The sequence below is a fragment of the Streptomyces sp. NPDC041814 genome, assembly GCF_055590565.1.
Window position 1 is genome coordinate 28,838 of sequence record NZ_JBVJAM010000003.1, and the last position, 17,572, is coordinate 46,409.

13 protein-coding genes are annotated in these 17,572 nt (G+C 71.5%); 1 reads left to right on the forward strand and 12 read right to left on the reverse strand.

The genetic code is table 11. The features are described 5' to 3' along the window. Positions 1-85: 85 nt before the first annotated feature. The 3 genes from ACZ6C6_RS09865 to ACZ6C6_RS09875 form a co-directional block, all read right to left on the reverse strand. A complete protein-coding gene (locus tag ACZ6C6_RS09865) occupies positions 86-745 on the reverse strand; it encodes a class I SAM-dependent methyltransferase (protein ID WP_469200952.1) in 660 nt (219 codons plus the stop codon). 17 nt (positions 746-762) lie between these two features. Then, a complete protein-coding gene (locus ACZ6C6_RS09870; protein ID WP_469200954.1) occupies positions 763-1,893 on the reverse strand; it encodes a glycoside hydrolase family 3 N-terminal domain-containing protein in 1,131 nt (376 codons plus the stop codon). Between the two features lie 91 nt (positions 1,894-1,984). Continuing rightward, the gene (locus tag ACZ6C6_RS09875; protein WP_469200959.1) at positions 1,985-2,839 is read right to left on the reverse strand and encodes a GH25 family lysozyme; all 855 of its coding nucleotides are present in this window, start codon (positions 2,837-2,839) and stop codon (positions 1,985-1,987) included. 323 nt (positions 2,840-3,162) lie between these two features. Between ACZ6C6_RS09875 and ACZ6C6_RS09880 the strand changes: the two genes are divergently transcribed. Next, positions 3,163-4,788, forward strand: a complete 1,626-nt coding sequence (locus ACZ6C6_RS09880) for an adenosine deaminase family protein (protein ID WP_469200963.1) — start codon at positions 3,163-3,165, stop codon at positions 4,786-4,788. 79 nt (positions 4,789-4,867) lie between these two features. Here the strand turns inward: ACZ6C6_RS09880 and ACZ6C6_RS09885 are convergent, their stop codons facing one another. From ACZ6C6_RS09885 to ACZ6C6_RS09925, 9 genes are all read right to left on the reverse strand, one after another. Then, entirely contained in the window at positions 4,868-5,371 is a 504-nt protein-coding gene (locus ACZ6C6_RS09885; RefSeq protein ID WP_469200966.1) for a hypothetical protein, read from the reverse strand. Between the two features lie 39 nt (positions 5,372-5,410). Beyond that, positions 5,411-6,844: a hypothetical protein gene (locus tag ACZ6C6_RS09890; RefSeq protein ID WP_469200969.1), complete on the reverse strand. Its 1,434-nt coding sequence runs from the start codon at positions 6,842-6,844 to the stop codon at positions 5,411-5,413. A gap of 72 nt (positions 6,845-6,916) precedes the next feature. Continuing rightward, positions 6,917-9,994, reverse strand: coding sequence for a glycoside hydrolase family 3 N-terminal domain-containing protein (locus tag ACZ6C6_RS09895; RefSeq protein ID WP_469200971.1), 3,078 nt, complete (start codon positions 9,992-9,994; stop codon positions 6,917-6,919). 140 nt (positions 9,995-10,134) lie between these two features. Continuing rightward, entirely contained in the window at positions 10,135-12,009 is a 1,875-nt protein-coding gene (locus ACZ6C6_RS09900; RefSeq protein ID WP_469200974.1) for a discoidin domain-containing protein, read from the reverse strand. Positions 12,010-12,062: 53 nt separating this feature from the next. Further along, positions 12,063-13,484 carry a GH1 family beta-glucosidase gene (locus tag ACZ6C6_RS09905; protein WP_469200976.1) on the reverse strand — a complete coding sequence of 474 codons (1,422 nt, stop codon included), beginning with the start codon at positions 13,482-13,484 and terminating at the stop codon, positions 12,063-12,065. Between the two features lie 34 nt (positions 13,485-13,518). Further along, entirely contained in the window at positions 13,519-14,526 is a 1,008-nt protein-coding gene (locus ACZ6C6_RS09910) for an ABC transporter ATP-binding protein (protein WP_469200979.1), read from the reverse strand. After that, complete coding sequence (locus tag ACZ6C6_RS09915) at positions 14,523-15,509, reverse strand: ABC transporter permease (RefSeq protein ID WP_469200981.1); 987 nt, start codon at positions 15,507-15,509, stop codon at positions 14,523-14,525. Before ACZ6C6_RS09915 ends, ACZ6C6_RS09910 begins: the two co-directional genes overlap by 4 nt. 5 nt (positions 15,510-15,514) lie before the next feature. Next, complete coding sequence (locus tag ACZ6C6_RS09920; protein WP_469200983.1) at positions 15,515-16,495, reverse strand: ABC transporter permease; 981 nt, start codon at positions 16,493-16,495, stop codon at positions 15,515-15,517. Then, on the reverse strand, positions 16,492-17,553 hold the full coding sequence (locus tag ACZ6C6_RS09925; RefSeq protein ID WP_469200986.1) for an ABC transporter ATP-binding protein: 1,062 nt from the start codon (positions 17,551-17,553) through the stop codon (positions 16,492-16,494). The genes ACZ6C6_RS09920 and ACZ6C6_RS09925 overlap by 4 nt, the downstream gene beginning before the upstream one ends. Between the last annotated feature and the right edge of the window lie 19 nt (positions 17,554-17,572).

Genomic DNA, 17,572 nt, shown 5'->3' on the forward strand with positions numbered 1-17,572 from the left:
GATGGTGGGCCCCGTCCGCCACTACGGCAAACATCCTTGCCGGTGCGGCAAAAATCGCCGTGTCAGGGCTCCGGCGGCCCGGAGATCAGCGCCTCGTCGCCGCGAGGTACACGCGGCGGGCCGGGATCTCTTCCTCGTACGCCTCGCGGACCGTGCAGTCGTCGGTGCCGAAGCCCGCCTCGTGGGCCGCCCTGCGGAGCTCGTACGCGGTGAACTCCGCCCAGTAGACCTGGAGTGCACTGCCCAAGGGGTCATCGATGACGCCGTCCCCCTCGCCCTCCTTCGCGACGACGAGCAGCCGGCCGCCGGGGCGTATCGCGGCGGCCCAGGACGCCATCGTGTCGGGCAGCAGGCGCTTGGGCTGGTCGTGCAGGGAGTAGTACGCGACGAGTCCGTCGAGCGGGCCGCCCGTGACGGCGCGCTGGTCCATGACGGCGAACCGGCAGCCGGGCTGCTCCCGGCGCGCGAGCGCGACGCAGCGGGGCGAGATGTCGATGCCCAGCATGTCGAGGCCGTGGGCCGCGAGCAGGGCCGTGACGTGGCCGCAGGGTCCGCAGCCCGCGTCGTACACCCGGCCGCCCGCGCCGACCCGCTCCGCGAACGCGCGCAGGACCTCCAGGTCGTACGGCTTCGCCTCCAGCTCGTACCGGAAGAGCTGGAGGTAGTGCTCCGCGCGCGCGTCCCACGTGCGGACGACGTCGGCGGAACTGCCGGGAGCGGACGGCGATATGGGCGCGTCGGTCATCTGCGTAATCTAGGGCCTCACAGACCGGCGCGCAGGGCGTTCACGCGGGCCGCCGCCGCGTCGAAGGCGGTCGGGTCCAGGGAGTCGCCCAGGGCGTCGGCCAGGGCGGCCACCGCCTCGTCGCCCTGGGAGACGCTGCGGGCCGAGCAGAGCAGCAGGTCCATCCCGGCGGCGGCGGCCTTCACGGCGCGCTGCGACGTACTGCCGTAGGACGAGAGCGCACCGGCCTCCAGCGCGTCGGTGACGGTGACGCCCTTGAACCCGAGGCGGTTGCGGAGCTCGCCGACGACGGTCGGGGAGAGACCGGCCGGGCGGGCGGAGTCCAGGCCCGTGTAGATCGCCCAGGAGAGCATGACGAGCTTGACGCCCGCCGCGATGGCGTCCCGGTACGGGGCCTCGTCCACGCTGCGGAGAGTGGTGGCGGAGGTGGAGATCGTGACGGACCGCAGGTCGGTGTTCTGGCTCGCCGTCGCCGGGCCCAGGCCGGGGAAGTGCTTGGCGGTGGCGGCGACGCCCTCACGCTGCTGGGCGGTGATGAAATCCGCTCCGCAACTGGCGACCGCGGCGGCCGACTTGCTGTACGAGCGCTCGTACTGGTCGGTGAAGTCGCCGTCCTTGCGGTAGACGTCCAGGACCGGGGCCAGGTTGACGTTCATGCCGACGCCCGCGAGGTTGAGGCCCGCGCCGCTGCCGGTGAAGTCGGCCCAGTAGTGCGGATCGGCGGAGGCGCCGACGTCCTTGGCGGACTTGACGGGCTCCCCCGGCAGTCGGCGGACCATGCCGCCCTCCTGGTCGGTCATCAGGAGCAGCGGCGCCTGGATGGGTGACGAGGCGCGGGCCGCGTTCATCGAGCGGATGACGCCCTCGATCTGCGTCAGGCTCTGGACGTTCTCGCCGAAGAAGATGACACCCGCCGTGTGGCCCTGCTCGATGGCCGTCATCAGGGAGGCGGGGGGCGTGAGGCCCGGGTAGGAGTGGATGACGCGCTGCCCGGCGCGCTGGAGGGGTGACAGGGCGGAGAAGCGGGGGCGCGTGCTCTCCGGCAGCCGGAGGGCCGCCTCCGCCGCTCCGGCCGCCGGGCCCAGACCGCCGGCGAGGGCCGCGGCCCCGGCGATCAGGGCGCCGCGCCTGCTCAGGGGTGGGGTCATGAGGTGCTCCTTCGTGAACGGTCGTGGGGGCGGGCGGGGGCCGGAGCGGCCTGACCCGGCCGCTCCGGCGCGTACACCTATACGTTTACGTTCACGGCGTGTTGTTCGCCAGGGCGAGGAGGCGGGAGCGGTCGCCGCCGAAGCGGTCCCGGTCCACGTTGCCGGAGACGCCGCTCACCGAGCCGGTGGAGCTGTACTGCCAGACGGTGTAGTAGGGGAAGCCCGACGGAATGCTGGGAGTGCCGGTGGTCCAGTGCGCGACCCACAGCGGGCTGCGGGCGGACATGCCGCTCCAGCCGCCGGTGCAGGTGTTCCACCAGCTCGGGCTGGTGTAGATCACGACGTCGCGGCCGGTGCGGGCCTTGTACCGGTTGTAGAAGTCGAGGATCCACTGCTGCATGGACGCCTGCGAGTAGCCGTAGCAGGTGCCCTCGATGTCCAGCACGCCCGGGAGCGTGAGGTTGTCGCGGGACCAGGCGCCGCCGTTGCTCGCGAAGAAGTCGGCCTGGGCCGCGCCGCCGGAGACGTCCGGGCGGGCGTAGTGGTAGGCGCCCCGGATGACGCCCGCGTTGTAGGCGTTCAGGTAGTTGGCGCTGAACGTCGGGTCCTTGTACGTCAGCCCCTCGGTGGCCTTCATCCAGGCGAACTCGATGCCCGCGCCGCGCACGGAGCTCCAGTTGATGCCACCCTGCCAGCTGGAGACGTCGATGCCCTCGGGGGTCGCCATGAGGTCGGCGTCCGGCTGTGCGCCGAGGTGCAGCTGCCGGGTGTCCGGCTTGAAGTCCTTGCTGTCCTGGACGTAGCCGACGCCCATGTAGCCCTTGCCGAGCGGGACGGGGTTGTCGTGGCGGGGCGCCGACGAGGCGGTGCCGGACATCAGGCCGAGCAGCAGCGCCGCGCTCGTACCGAGGACGCCGGCCGCGGTGAGTCTCTTGCGAGTGATCATGAGGAGCCTCCTGCTGGTGGGGGGAGCGGCCACGACCGGCCGCTCGGGCAGCACGCTTCACGCATGGGTCTACGCGCGTCTACTTGTCGCGAACACGACATAGTCAGCCACAGAAGCGACCCTCCGGTAAACAGTTTTCGTGCTTCGTTAGTGGTCTAGACCGGTACCCGCCGCCGTGAACTGCGCGAACGCCCCCCACACGCCAGAACTTTCCGGACGGCCGGGCCGGTCCGCCAGGCGCCTCCCCACTCGATCGGGTGGACGTTCCCTCCCAAAGGCATGATTCGCGGGCAAATGACGTCGGCGAGCGCGATCATGCCTCGGTGATCTCTACCAACCGGACGGTCCGCCGTCCCAAGTCCCCTGTGCTGGCCGGGTTCGGCGGCGTTCTCGCGCTGCTGAGCCTGGTCCCGGCGATCCCCGCGACCGCCGCCGCTCCGGCGCGCGACAGCGCCGTACGCACCACCGCGTACGCCGCGCCCCGGCCGGTGACGCCCGCCGAACGACGTACCGCCGACTACCTGGACTCGTTGCGGGGGCGGCCCGCGCAGCTGCGGGCCTTCTTCAAGGAACTGCCCAAGGGCGGTGACCTGCACAACCACCTGTCCGGCGCGGTGACCACCGAATACCTGCTCCAGCTCGCGATCGAGCAGGGGCTCTGCATCGACGCGACGATGACCGCGGTGGCGTCCCCGTGCGCCCCGGGCGCCCGCCCGGCCTCCGACGCGCGCACCGACCCCGCGTTCAAGCAGCAGATCATCCGGGCCTGGTCGATGCAGGACTTCCCGGCCGACGAGTCGGGGCACGACCACTTCTTCGACACCTTCGGCAAGTTCGGCATGGCCACCTGGTACGCCCGGGGCAAGATGCTCGCCAACGTCGCCGACACCGTCGTCAAGCAGAACCAGTTCTACCTGGAGACGATGGTCAGCCCGGCGTCCGAGAGCGCCAAGAAGCTGGCCGACGAGGTGGGTTACGACGCCGACCTCGCCGCCTTCCACCGCAAGCTGGCCGCGGGCGGCAAGCTCGACAAGGTCATCGACGAGGCGGTCCAGGAAGCCGACGACACCGACATCCAGTTCCGCGAGGCCGCCCACTGCGACGCCCCGCGCCCCGCCCCCGCCTGCAAGCTGCCCGTCCGGTGGATCTCGCAGGTGTCCCGGGGCAGCTCCCCGGCCCGCGTGTTCACGCAGATGGTGGTGGGCATGCGGCTGGCCGAGCGCGACCCGAGGTTCGTCGCGGTCAACCTGGTGCAGCCGGAGGACTGGGACAGCTCGCTGGAGAACTACAGCCTCCAGATGCGGATGCTGAAGTACCTGCGCGGGCAGTACCCGGGTGCCCACCTCACCCTGCACGCCGGTGAGCTGGCCCCGGGCCTGGTCAAGCCGGAGGACCTGACCTTCCACATCAACGAGGCGGTGCGGGTCGCCGGGGCCGAGCGCATCGGCCACGGCGTCGACCTGGTCCACGAGGACGACTGGCGGGCGCTGGCCCGGACGATGGCCCGGCGTCACGTGGCCGTCGAGGTGCCGTTCTCCAGCAACAAGCAGATCCTCGGCATCGCGGGCGACGAGCACCCGTTCAACGCCTACCGCCGCAACGGCGTGCCGATCGTGCTCTCCACGGACGACCCGGGCGTCTCCCGGATCGACATCAGCCACGAGTACCAGTACGCGGCGAAGACCTACCGCCTCTCGTACACCGAGCTGAAGGACCTGGCCCGCGCCTCGCTGGAGTACGCCTTCCGCGACGGCCGCAGCCTGTGGGCCACCGGCACCGCGCCCTCCGGCTACCGCGTGGTGGCGGCCTGCCGGGCCGACCGCCCCGGTGACGGCCGCCCGAGCGCGCGCTGTGCGCGGTACCTCGCGGGCAGCCCGAAGGCGGCGACCGAGTGGCGCCAGGAGGTGGCGTTCGCCACGTTCGAGCGGGCCCACGGGGGTCGCGGCTGATCCTGCGGGGCAGCCGTTCCACCACGTCCGGGCCGCGGGGCCGTCCCCCCGCGGCCCGGTCGCGTGTCCGGCTCCTGCCTCAGCGGGGCACGCCCGGGGCGACGGTGATCCGCACGTTCTGGGGCGCGTCGCGGGGGAAGGTCCAGATGCGGCCGGCGGTGCTGACCGCGGTCACCGCGGTGTCGTCCAGGGTGACTTCGTGGAACGGGTCGGACCAGCGGGAGACGGCGAGCCATTCGAGGGTGCTCTCCTCGTCGTCCCGGGTCAGCGCGACCCAGCCGAGGGAGCCGTGCTGGGCGGACTCGCCGGCCGAGGCGCGGCTTCCCCCGTGGACGTGGGTCACGCGGGTGGACTCGACCTCCACCCAGGCGTCCGTGCTCCACTCGGTGGCACACAGGATCTCCAGCCAGTGCCAGCTCTCGGCCTGCGGATCACCGGGCTGTCCGGGCGGCCGCGTCCGCAGGAGGTCCATCACGCGGAGGGAGCCGTCCGCGAAGACGATGACGTCACCGTCGGGCGCCTCCCGGTCGCGCCAACGGCGGTTCACCAGCCGGGCTATGGGCGTCGCGGTCGAATCGTTCACGCCCTCGATTCTGTCACGGGGGGTCCGGGCTCCCCGTGCTCAGAACCCGCCCCCGAAGTCCCCGCCGCCGCCGAAACCGCCGCCGTCCCCGAAGCCTCCCCCGTCACCGAAACCGCCGCCGCCGAAGCCGGACGAGTCGAAGTCCGTACCGGAGAAGTCGCCGCCGGAGAAGTCGCCGCCCGTGTCACCGCCGCCGTAGTCGCCGCCCCCGTAGTCCGCCGCGTACGCCGGGGTGGCCAGCATCGAGCCGAGCATCGTGCCCATCAGGAGGCCCGGCAGCAGCCCGCCGCCGAAGTAGCCGCCCGCCCAGGGGCCGTAGGCCGGGCCCGCCTCCCAGTACGGGCGGCGGGTTCCGTCGCCCACCTCGACGGTGCGGCTCATCGGGTCCTCGCCCTCGCTCAGCCGGACCCGGTCCGCCGCGCACACCGGGACCTCCCGGGCGCTGCCGCCCGCCGGGGACCAGCGGACGTCCGCGACCGAGGGACCGTGGCGCGGGTCGAAGAAGCAGGGCGGACGGCGGGCCGGGAGCGCGCGGCCGGAGCGGCGGGCGTCGAGCACCGCGAGGGAGTAGCGCCCGTCCTCCAGCGCCTGGGTCACCCCGCGCACGTCCGAGGGGTGTTTCGCCCCGGCCATGCGGGACTTGGCGCTCTCGTAGGAGTCGAGGGCGCGTGCGTAGTCGTCGCGCATCGCGTCGTCGGCGCCGGGCTCCGCCGGGTGGAAGTCGAGCCGTTCCAGGGTCTCCCCGTACGCCGTGATGTCCTCGTCCACGACCACCCGCAGCTTGTCGAGCGCGACCCGCTCCTCTTCCTCCTTGCGCCTGCGGTTGCGGCGTACGACCGTGTACGCGGCGGCCCCGCCGAGGACGACCACGGCCCCGGTCACGGCCAGGCCGACGGCGGCCGAGCCGCCGTTCGACGCGGAGTGCTCGCCGCCGCTCCAGGAGGCGGGGGCGCTGCCCCGGGCCTGTTCGACGGCGCGGTCCACGAAGGCGCCCAGCTGGGTCGCAGCGTCGGTGTCCGCGCCGGGGGTCTTCACGGCCGCGGTGAGGTTGATGACGGCGTTCCGGGACATGACCCGGGGGTCGGCGCCCGCGCTGAAGCCGTCGCCGAGGCGGATCGCGTAGACGCCGGTGATGCCGGTCTCGGCGCGCAGGGTGCGCAGCACGGTGTCCTCGGGGAAGGCGGCGGTGTTCGGCAGCACCGCCACGAAGACCGGTTTGTCCGCGTCCTCGATCTTCTTGCTCAGGGCCGCGGCCTGGCTGCGGGAGAGCTGGTCGGACGCGGCCGGGTCGACGTAGACGGGCCCCTTGCGCAGGGCCTGGGCGACGTCGTTCACGGTGGAGGCGCCGGTCGCGGCCGGTGCGGCCGGGGCCGCCGCCGGAGCCAGGAAGAGGGCGAGGGCGGACAGCACGGCCAAGAGCCCCGCCAGGAGCGCCGCCGGGGCCGTCGAGACGAAGAACGGCCTGTTCCGCATACTCCCAAGCTAACGCACAGGCGTACGAAACGGGCGGGTGGCCTCCTGGTGCCACCCGCCCGTTCCGCGTCCTCAGGCGGCCCGGTAGGCCGTCCTGAGCTTCGCCACCGCACCGGTCAGATCACCGGTGAGCAGCAGGTGGTCGGCGTCCGCGAACGGCTTGGACACCTTCTCGGTCAGCTTGCCGCCGGTCTTCTGCTGGACCAGCAGCCGGGCCTGGGCGACGATCTCCCGGCCCACCTCGGTCCGGCCGAGACCGCTCTTCTCGGCGACCCGGGCGGCCGCACCGAGAAGGGCGAGCGTGACCTCGCCACCGGCCGGGGGCTTCTTCAGCGTGGTGAGGCCCCAGCCGTACGGGAACTGCGGGTCGTACGACGCGTCGCCCACGTTGATCGGGAGCTGCGCCTCGGACTTGGGCCAGGTCACCGGGAGCTGCCCGGTGAAGGCCCGCTTGCCGAAGAGGACGTCGGCGACGCCGTCGCCCTCGGAGCCCGGCAGCCACGAGGCCACCAGCGCGTCGATGCCGTCGAGCTGGTCCCCGATGAGCTGGGGGCGGCCCGAGACGATCAGGACGGCGCACTTCATCGCGGCGCAGACCTTGTCGATCGCGGCCCGGTCGGCGTCGGACAGCTTCAGGTCGTGCCCGTTGCCGACGTCGCCGACGCCCTCCGCGTACGGGGTCTCACCGACGACGACCACGCCCACGTCGTACCCGGCCGTGTCGGCGGACGCGTCCTTGGAGTACGTGACGGACGCGGCGTCCTTCTTCATGGCGGACAGGATCGTGGTGCCCGGGGTGATGGCACCGGAGGAGCCCTGCCAGCTGATGGTCCAGCCGCCCGCCTGGTTGCCGATGTCGTCGGCGTTGGAGCCGGCGACGTACACCTTCTGCGAGGACTTCAGCGGCAGCACATCGCCGTCGTTCTTCAGCAGCACCTGCGACTTGGCGGCGGCCTCGCGGGCCACGGCCCGGTGCTCGGCGGAGCCGATCTTCTCCAGGTTGGCGGTGTCCGCGTACGGCTTCTCGAAGAGGCCCAGCCTGAACTTCTGGGTCAGGATGCGGGAGACCGCGTCATCGATCCGGGACTGCGGGATGCGGCCCGCGGTGACCTCGTCCTGGAGCGTCTTCGTGAAGTCCTTGTACTCGGTCGGGACCATGATCATGTCGAGCCCGGCGTTGATGGACGTGCGCACGTCGCTCGCGTAGTCGCCGGGCAGCTGGTCGATCGCCTTGTAGTCGCTGATGACGAAGCCCTCGAAGCCCATGCGGTCCTTGAGGACGCCGTTGATCATCTCGGCGTCGCCGTGCATCTTCACCGGGCCCCGGTCGTCCCCGATGATGTCGAGCGAGGAGTAGGACGGCATGACCGTGCCGACCCCGCGCTCGACCGCGTCCTCGAAGGGCGCGAGGTGGACGGCCTCCAGCTCCTGCCGGGTGACCTTGGTGACGCCCTGGTCGGTCGTGTACGAACCGGTGGTGGACGAGCCGTACTCCGTGCCGCCGTCGCCGACGTAGTGCTTGGCGGTGGCCAGCACCTTGTCGTTGCGGTCCAGGTCCTTGCCGGACGCGGCGCCCTGCATGCCCTGGATCACGGTCTCCAGGGACTTCACGAGGGCCGGGTCCTCACCGTACGACTCGTACGAGCGGCCCCAGCGTTCGTCGCGCGAGACGCAGAGGCAGGGCGCGAAGTCCCACGGCACGCCGGTCGCGCGGACCTCGCTCGCGGTGACGGCACCGGTCTTCGCGGCCAGCTTCGGGTCGCGGGTGGCGCCGAGGCCGACGTTGTGCGGCATGACCGTCGAGCCGACCAGGTTGTTGTGGCCGTGCACCGCGTCCACGCCGTAGATCAGCGGGATCTGGAACCGGGTGGCCTGGGCGCGCAGCTGGTAGCCGTCGATCATCTTCGCCCACGCCTCGGGGGTGTTGGGCGAGGGGACCGAACCGCCGCCGGAGAGCAGCGAGCCGAGGTCGTACGTGGCGATGTCGCCCTGCGAGGAGAGCGCGTTGCGCTCTGCCTGGGTCATCTGGCCGGCCTTCTCGGCGGGCGACATCCGGGACAGCAGGTCCGCGACGCGCTGCTTCACGGGCAGCTTCGCGTTCTGGTAGGGCAGCCCGTGGGCGTCGATGACGGCCTGCGGGTTCTCCTTCGGCGGCCGGGCGCCGGTGACGGTCAGCTCCAGCGGGACGGTCTTCGCGGTGGCGGCACCGGAGACCTTCTTCGTCGCGATCGCCACCTGGTGGGTGGTGCCGGACGCGGTGCCCGCCGGGAAGGTGTACGTGCCGCTGACCGGCGTGAAGTCGGTGCCGGGCTTCGCCGTGCCGCCCTTCGTCTCGTACGCGACGGTGACGGGCTCCTCCAGCGGGACGGACCCGGTCGTGGTGAGCGTGAAGCCGAGGGACGCGGACGCGCCCTGCTTCACCGGGACCACGGCCGCCTCGGTGACGACGCTCGCCTTCAGGGCCGCGTCGGCCTTGCCGTACAGCTCCATGCCGTCCATGGCGAACGTGCCGGGGGCGCCGGTCGGCAGGGTGAGGGCCCAGCCCCACATCTCGTTGAGGCCGAGCACCTGGTCGATGCCGCCGACGGGCTGGTAGTCGCCCCGGTAGGTGAAGTCGGCGAACGGGATCTCGACCAGGTGCCAGCCCTCCCAGTCGTCGGTGAACGAGGTGGTCCAGAGCTCGGACGCCTCGCCGTTGGCGCCGCCGTCCTTGATCTCGAAGTTGATCCGCTTGCCCGAACCGGGCGGCAGGGGCGCGGTGTTCTGGCCGTACCACCAGAAGCGGATGCCCTTGTGGGCGGACCAGTCGTGCGGCTGCGCGTCGGCGGCGTAGTCGTGGCTGAGGCCGCCGTAGCCGCTGATGTCGTAGCTGCCTTCGAGGACCTTGTCGCCCTCGGGGGCGTCGGCCCGGTCCTTCAGTGCCAGGGTGGGCGGGTCGTCGGCGTCGCCGCCCCAGGTGAAGATGCCCTCGGCCGGCTGACCGGCGAAGGGCACCTCCCCCTCGAAGCGGTCGATGGCGACCGGTGCCGGTTCGTCGGCGGCCGGTGCCGCCGTGGACGGGACCGCGCCGGCGAGCAGACCGGCCACCACGGTGGCGGCGGCCAGCACGGCGGTCGCGGGTCTGGCCCGGCGTCGGGTGCGGGGTGGCATCTGTGCGGCTCCTTCGTACGGTGCCCGTGCGCGGCGCAGCGGGGGTGCTGGGCCGCGCACGGGACGCGGGGTGGTACCGGAAGGGGACGTGCCTGTGGGGGGTGGTGGTGCGTGGGGGGTGGCTCGGGGGTCCGGGGGCGCTACTTCTTCTGCTCCACCCGCACCCAGTCGATCTCCGCCTTGACGCCGCCCTGCGCGACCCGGTCGACGCTGGACTGCGGAAGACCCCAGTAAGGGCTGGTGACCTTGTTCCACCCGGCGGGATAGGCGCCGCCGAGCGCCAGGTTGAGGATCACGTACTGATGGTGGTCGAAGACCCACTTGCCGCGCGTGGACTCCAGCTTGGAGCGGGAGGTCGTCTGCACGACGCGGTCGTCCACGGTGAACGTCATGCCCTCGGGCGTCCACTCGACGCCGTAGGTGTGCCATTCGTCGGCGCGTCCGCCGTTGGGGTACGTCTGCTGCTTGCCGATGTTGCCGTCGGCCGAGTAGCCGGGGCCGTGCAGGGCGGAGCTGGTCCAGTCCCCGTAGCCGATGTTCTCCATGATGTCGGTCTCGCCCGAGCCGGGCCAGGAGACGTCCGGGTCGTCGACGTCGCTGCCGAGCATCCAGAAGGCCGGCCAGAAGCCGTCACCGACGGGCAGCTTCATGCGGGCGCTGACCTTGCCGTAGGTGAAGTCGAACTTGGTGTTGGTGTCGATGCGGCCGGAGGTGAAGTCGAAGGTGCCGGCGGGCGTTCGGGTGCAGCCCTTGCAGTACTTCGACTGGAGGACCAGGGAGCCGTTCTCGGTACGGATGTTGTCCGCCGAGTCGACGTATGCCTGGGATTCGCCGTTGACCGGGTTCATCTCCGTGCCGGTGCGCACGACCCGCCACTTGTCGCGGTCGAGTCCTGAGCCGGTGAAGTCGTCGAAGAAGGTCGTGGTGTAGGCGCCGCCCGGGTCCTTGGGGAGGGCCGGGTAGGCGGCGCTCGCGCTGCCGCCGGTGCCCCACACCTGGAACTCGTAGAGCGAGTAGCCGAACTGTGCGGTCGCGGGCGCCGGGTTGTAGAACGAGCGGCGCTCGACGCCCAGCATCCGGACGTAGCGGCCGGTCGCCGGGGTGGGCAGCTGGACGGTGTCGTGCCGTCCCACGGCGTCGCCGGGCGACTTGACGTCGGCGCGGCGGGCGGCGACCTCGGCGGCGGACGGCTGGTAGACGGTGCGCCAGGTGCGGTTGTCGTCGGAGACCTGGATGCGGTAGTCGACGGCGTAGGCCGCCTCCCAGTACAGGTCCACGGTCTCGATCCGCGAGGTGGCCCCGAGGTCGACGCCCACCCAGCGGTTGGCGTTCCAGTCGCTGGACCAGCGGGACTGGTCGGCCTTCAGGCCGGCGGGCCAGCCGCCGTCGGTGACGAAGGCCGGGGAGTTGCCGGCGTGCTGGTAGAAGTCGCCGTACGCGGGGTGGTTGAGGGCCAGGTTGCTGCGGGTCGTGGAGGCCGGGGCGGGCTCTCCTCCGTACACCTTGAAGGAGTACAGCGAGTAGCCCCAGGGGGTGGCGCGCTGGATGCCGCGCATCCGGACATAGCGGCCGGTGACCTCCTGCGGGTAGGTGTGCGCGGTGACGCTGCCGCCGGTGCCGTCGTCCTCGGTGTAGAAGGTGGTCCAGTCCGTGCCGTTCTTCGACACCTCCAGGACGTACTTCTTGCCGTAGGCGGCCTCCCAGTCCAGGGTGACGCTGCTGACGCGGATGACGGAGCCGAGGTCGACCCGGATCCAGGCGTCGTCGGCGAAATCGCTGGACCAGCGGGTGGTGCCGTCGCCGTCGGCCGCCGCCCCCGGTCCGGAGGCGGCGTTCTCGCTCCCGGACGCGGTGACGGAGCCCGGGTCGGCGGCGTGGGCGGCGGCGGCCCGGTCGGTGTCCCAGGCCGCGGCCTGCGCCGCCGCCGGCTTGGGGGCCGGGGCGGCGAAGGCCATGGGGGCGGCGAGGGCGATCAGAGCGGCGGTGGTGGCTGCCAGGGTCGTACGAGAGGGCATGGTGGGGTGTCCCGTTCGTATCGGTGAGGGTGAGCGGCCACTCGCAGTCGCGGCTACGACGCGTCGCGGGTGAGCCGGATGGTGTCGCGGTACCACTTGGCGCTGTCCTTGAGCGTCCGCACCTGCGTGTCGTAGTCGACGCGGACGATGCCGAACCGCTTGTCGTAGCCGTAGGACCACTCGAAGTTGTCCATCAGCGACCAGGCGAAGTAGCCCCGCACGTCCGCGCCTTGGGCACGGGCGGCGGCGACGGCGGCGATGTGGTCGGCGAGATAGGTGGTGCGGTCGGCGTCGTGGACCGAGCCGTCCTCGGAGACGGTGTCGTCGAAGGCGGCGCCGTTCTCCGTGATGACCGTCGGGAGACCGTAGTCGTTCTCCAGGCGGACGAGCAGGTCGGTGAGGGCGGTGGGGGTGATCTCCCAGTCCATGGCGGTACGCGGCAGGTCGCGCTCCACCTGACGGGTGACGGGCAGCCCCTCCGCGTCCGTGGTCGCGCCGTCCTCCGTGACGCCGGAGAACAGCGCACCGCGGTAGAAGTTGACCCCGAGCACGTCCAGCGGCGTCGAGATCGTGGCCAGGTCGCCGTCCTGGACGGGCAGTTCGATGCCCTGGGCGGCGAGGTCGGCGACGATGTCCTCGGGGTAGGCGCCCTTGACCAGCGGGTCCAGGTAGAGCCGGGCGCCCAGGCCGTCGGCGCGGCGGCACGCCTCGGCGTCCTCGTGGCTGTCGGTCTCCGGGGTGGCGGTGCCCAGGTTGAGGGTGATGCCGAGTTCGAGGTCGTTGCCCCGGGCGGCGGCCTGCTCGCGCAGGTACCGCGAGGCGAGTCCGTGGCCGAGGAGCAGGTGGTGCACGGCGTGGATGGCCTCGCCGAAGTTCTGCCGGCCCGGGGCCTGGCCGCCGTAGGCGTAGCCGAGCATCGCGGAGCACCAGGGCTCGTTGAGCGTGGTCCAGTGCTTGACCCGGTCGCCGAACGCGTCGTAGGCGAGGGCGGCGTACTCGGCGAAGCGGTACGCGGTGTCGCGGGCCGGCCAGCCGCCCGCGTCCTCCAGCTCCTGCGGCAGGTCCCAGTGGTAGAGGGTGACCCAGGGGGTGACGCCCTTGGCCTCCAGCTCGTCCAGCAGGCGCTTGTAGAAGTCGAGGCCCTTCGGATTGGCCGGGCCCCGGCCGCCCGGCTGGACGCGCGGCCAGGCCAGCGAGAAGCGGTAGGTGTCGACGCCGAGGTCCGCGATGAGCCGCACGTCCTCCGGCATGCGGTGGTAGTGGTCGCACGCCACGTCACCGTTCTCACCGCGGACGACCATGCCCGGCACCCGGCAGTACGTGTCCCAGATGGACGGCGTCCTGCCGTCCTCGGCGGCCGCGCCCTCGATCTGGTACGCGGCTGTGGCGACGCCCCAGCGGAAGCCTGCGGGCAGACCGGGTACGGCCCGGGCGGCGATCTCGCGGGCGTATGCCCGGGGGGTGACGAGGTTCATGCTTCTCCTGTGGTGTACGTAGCTCGGGGGCTGCCTAGGCGCGGGCGGCGGCCGGGGCCTCGTGGTGGAGCCAGCAGGCCACCGAGCGGGAGCCGTCCGTGCCGGGCGCCGCGAGCACCGGGACATGGGTGTCGCAGCCCTCGGTCTTCTTGGCGCAGCGGGGGTGGAAGGCGCAGCCGGCGGGCATCGCCGAGAGGTGCGGGGGCGAGCCGGGGATGCCGCTGAGTTCGCGGCGGGGTCCGTGCAGCGCGGGGAAGGAGTGCAGCAGCCCGGCGCTGTACGGGTGGTGGGGGTCGCGGTAGATCTCGGTGGCGCCGGCCTGCTCCACGATCCGGCCGCCGTACATGATCGCGATCCGGTCGGAGAACTCGATCAGCAGCGAGATGTCGTGGGTGATGAAGACGACCGAGAACCCGAGCTCCTCGCGGAGCCGGACCAGCTGGCGCAGGATCTGCCGCTGCATGACCACGTCGAGCGCGGTCGTCGGCTCGTCCATGATGACGATCTCGGGTTCCAGGGCGAGCGCCATCGCGATCATCACGCGCTGGCGCATGCCGCCGGACAGCTGGTGCGGGTAGGCGCCGAGCCGGTCGGGGGAGATCCCGACGAGGCTGAGGAGTTCGCGGGCCCGGGCGGTGCGGTCGGCCTTCTTCATCTCCGGGCGGTGCGCCTGGAGTACGTCGGTGAGCTGGGCGTGGACCGTGTAGACGGGGTTCAGCGAGTTCATCGCGCCCTGGAACACGATGGACAGCTCCTGCCAGCGGAAGGCGCGCAGCTCGGCCGCCGACATGGCGAGCAGGTCCATCGCCTCGCCGTCGCGCCCGTGGTAGTGGACGTCGCCGCCGGTGATGACGCCGGGCGGGGAGAGGAGCCGGGTGACCGCGTAGGCCAGGGTGGACTTGCCGGAGCCGGACTCGCCGGCCAGGCCGAGGACCTCGCCGCGGTGCAGGGTGAGGTCGATGTCGCGCAGGGCGTGCACGGCGTCGGTGCCGGTCCCGTAGTCCACGTTGAGGCCGCTGATGGTGAGGACGGGCTCGCTCATGAGCGGGTCTCCTTGTGGCGCGGGGTGGTGCTGCCGGGGCGGGCCACCGGGGTGAAGCCGACGCGCATCTTGACCTTCTTGGAGCCGCCGGTCTCGGTGCGCAGGCGCGGGTTGACGAATTCGTCGATGCCGAAGTTGATCAGGGCGAGGGACATGCCGAGCAGGGCGATGCAGAGTCCGGCCGGGACGAACCACCACCAGGCGCCCTGGGCCAGTGCCTGGCTGGACTGCGCCCAGAACAGGACGGTCCCCCAGTTCCAGTTCGAGATGTCGGCGACGCCGATGAAGGCGAGCGTGATCTCGGAGAGGATCGCGAAGATGACCGTGCCGACGAAGCCCGACGCGATGACGGCGGTGAGGTTCGGCATCACCTCGAAGAGGATGATCCGCCAGGTCGGCTCGCCGGTGGCGCGGGCCGCCTCCACGTAGTCGCGGCGGCGCAGCGACAGGGTCTGGGCGCGCAGGACGCGGGCGCCCCAGGCCCAGGAGGTGAGGGCGATGACGAAGGCGATGAGCAGGTCGCCGGCGTCCGTGACGAAGCTGGCGATGATGATGATCAGCGGCAGTCCGGGAATGACCAGGAAGACGTTGGACAGCAGCGACAGCGCCTCGTCGGCCAGCCCGCCGAGGAAGCCGGCGGTGACGCCGATCAGCACGGACAGGACGGTGGCGAGGATGCCCGCGACGAAGCCGACGACGAGCACGCCCCGGGTGCCGACCAGGATCTGGGAGAGCACGTCCTGACCGGTCTGCGTGGTGCCGAACCAGTGCGAGCCGGAGGGGGCCTCCAGCAGGTCCTGGCTCATCGCGCTGGGGTCGTACGGGGCGATCCACGGGCCGATGATCGCGATCAGCACGAAGAAGAGCAGGATGCCCAGGCCGATGACGGTCTTCCGGCCGCGCAGGAACCGGAACTTGCGCTTGCTCGCTGCCGGGGTTTCGGCGGCGTCGAGTACGGCGACCTCGGTGGCGGTGACGGCCATGAGCCCTACGCCTCCCTTCGGGTACGGGGGTCGAGGAGCATGTAGAGGACGTCGGCGAGGAGGTTCGCCGCCAGCACGGAGAGCGTGATGATGAGGAAGATGCCCTGCATGAGGGGGTAGTCCTTGGCGCCCACGCCCTGGAAGAGCTGGTAGCCGATGCCCGGGTAGGAGAACACCATCTCCACCAGGAGCGTGCCGCCGACGATGAAGCCGAGCGAGAGGGCGAACCCGGAGATGTTGGGCAGGATCGCGTTGCGTGCCGCGTAACCGAACATCACCCGGCGCTCGGAGAGGCCCTTGGCCTGGGCGACCATGACGTAGTCCTCGCTGGACACCGTCACCATCATGTTCCGCATGCCGAGGATCCAGCCGGCGACCGCGCTGAGGACGATCGTGAAGCCGGGCAGCACCCCGTGGTAGAGCGCGCTGGAGATGAACGGCCAGTCGAAGGCGGGCACCAGCGAGTTGTCGTAGCCGCCGTCGGCCGGGAAGAGCGGCCACTTCACGGCGAACAGCGAGATCGCGATCAGCCCGAGCCAGAAGTACGGGATGGACGAGATGAAGGTGGTGACGGGCAGCAGGTTGTCCATCCAGGAGCCGCGCCGCCAGCCCGTGAAGACGCCGATGCCGGTGCCGAGCAGGAAGCTGATCAGCGTGGTGATGCCGACGAGCGCCAGCGTCCAGGGCAGCGACTGCGCGATGACCTCGCTGACCGGGGTCGGGAAGAAGGTGAACGACAGGCCCAGGTCACCGTGGAAGAGGTGCGCCCAGTAGTCGGTGTACTGGTCCCAGAGCGACTGCTTCTTGTCGAGCCCGAAGAGGGCCCTCAGCGAGGCGATGGCGCTGGTGTCCAGCTGGCCCTGGAAGCGGGCGATGAGCGCCTGGACGGGGTCGCCGGGCATCAGGCGCGGGATGAGGAAGTTGATCGTGATCGCGGCCCAGGCCGTGACCAGGTAGAAGGCGAGCCGTTGGAGCAGGAACTTCACTTCGCAGCCTCCTTCTCGTGGTCGTCGGTGCGGGCGGTGCCGGTGCCGTCGTAGAGCCAGCAGGCGGCCCACTGGCCGTCGGCCAGGTCGAACCGGGGCGGCAGCTCGGTGCGGCAGCGCTCCATCGCCTTGGGACAGCGGGGGTGGAAGCGGCAGCCGGCGGGCGGGGCGATGAGCGACGGCGGCTCACCGGTGCCCTGGTCCTCCGGCTCGTCCTCGGCGGCCTGCCGGTCGGGGTGCGGGGCGGAGGCGATGAGCAGCTGGGTGTAGGGGTGTGCGGGGCGCTGCGTGACGGTCTCGCTGTCGCCGCCCTCGACGATGCGGCCGGCGTACATCACCAGGGTGGTGTCCGCGAAGTAGCGGGCGGACGCGATGTCGTGGGTGATGTAGAGGATCGCGAGGTGGAGCCGGTCCTTGAGGTCCTTGAGCAGGTTGAGCACCCCGAGCCGGATGGACACGTCCAGCATCGAGACCGGCTCGTCGGCCAGGAGGACCTGGGGGTCGGCGCCGAGCGCGCGGGCGATGGCCACGCGCTGGCGCTGACCGCCCGACAGCTCGTGCGGGAACTTGTCCAGGTACTGATGAGGAGGAGTCAGCTGGACGCGGTTCAGCAGAGCGGTCAGGTTCTGTTCCAGTTCCGCCTCGCCGCTGCCCGCCCGGCCGTGGATCTTCAGCGACCGGGTCAGGTGGTAGCGCACGGTGTGCACGGGGTTCAGCGAGGCGAACGGGTCCTGGAAGATGAGCTGGACCCGGCGTACGTAACTGCGGAAGGACCGGCCACGTCCGGCCTTCACCGGCTGCCCGTTCAGGTGGATCTCGCCCGAGGTGAGCGGATACAGCTGCGCGAGCAGTCTGGCGACGGTGGACTTCCCGGAGCCCGACTCCCCCACCAGTGCCGTGACGGTGCCGCGCCGCAGTTGCAGCGAGGCGTCGTCCACGGCGTGGACGGTACGGCGCGTGCGTCCGAGGAGGTCGCGGGCGTTGCGCCGCACGGCGAAGTGCTTGGTGACTCCGCGTGCTTCGAGCACGATGTGGTTGTTCTCTGGCTGTTCAGACATGGCCGGTACCTGATCCCTG

Bases quoted from the DNA above. Each gene is read 5' to 3' on its own strand.
- ACZ6C6_RS09865 (WP_469200952.1), bottom strand. From the start codon at position 745: ATGACCGACGCGCCCATATCGCCGTCCGCTCCCGGCAGTTCCGCCGAC.
- ACZ6C6_RS09870 (WP_469200954.1), bottom strand. From the start codon at position 1,893: ATGACCCCACCCCTGAGCAGGCGCGGCGCCCTGATCGCCGGGGCCGCG.
- ACZ6C6_RS09875 (WP_469200959.1), bottom strand. From the start codon at position 2,839: ATGATCACTCGCAAGAGACTCACCGCGGCCGGCGTCCTCGGTACGAGC.
- ACZ6C6_RS09890 (WP_469200969.1), bottom strand. From the start codon at position 6,844: ATGCGGAACAGGCCGTTCTTCGTCTCGACGGCCCCGGCGGCGCTCCTG.
- ACZ6C6_RS09895 (WP_469200971.1), bottom strand. From the start codon at position 9,994: ATGCCACCCCGCACCCGACGCCGGGCCAGACCCGCGACCGCCGTGCTG.
- ACZ6C6_RS09900 (WP_469200974.1), bottom strand. From the start codon at position 12,009: ATGCCCTCTCGTACGACCCTGGCAGCCACCACCGCCGCTCTGATCGCC.
- ACZ6C6_RS09905 (WP_469200976.1), bottom strand. From the start codon at position 13,484: ATGAACCTCGTCACCCCCCGGGCATACGCCCGCGAGATCGCCGCCCGG.
- ACZ6C6_RS09910 (WP_469200979.1), bottom strand. From the start codon at position 14,526: ATGAGCGAGCCCGTCCTCACCATCAGCGGCCTCAACGTGGACTACGGG.
- ACZ6C6_RS09915 (WP_469200981.1), bottom strand. From the start codon at position 15,509: ATGGCCGTCACCGCCACCGAGGTCGCCGTACTCGACGCCGCCGAAACC.
- ACZ6C6_RS09925 (WP_469200986.1), bottom strand. From the start codon at position 17,553: ATGTCTGAACAGCCAGAGAACAACCACATCGTGCTCGAAGCACGCGGA.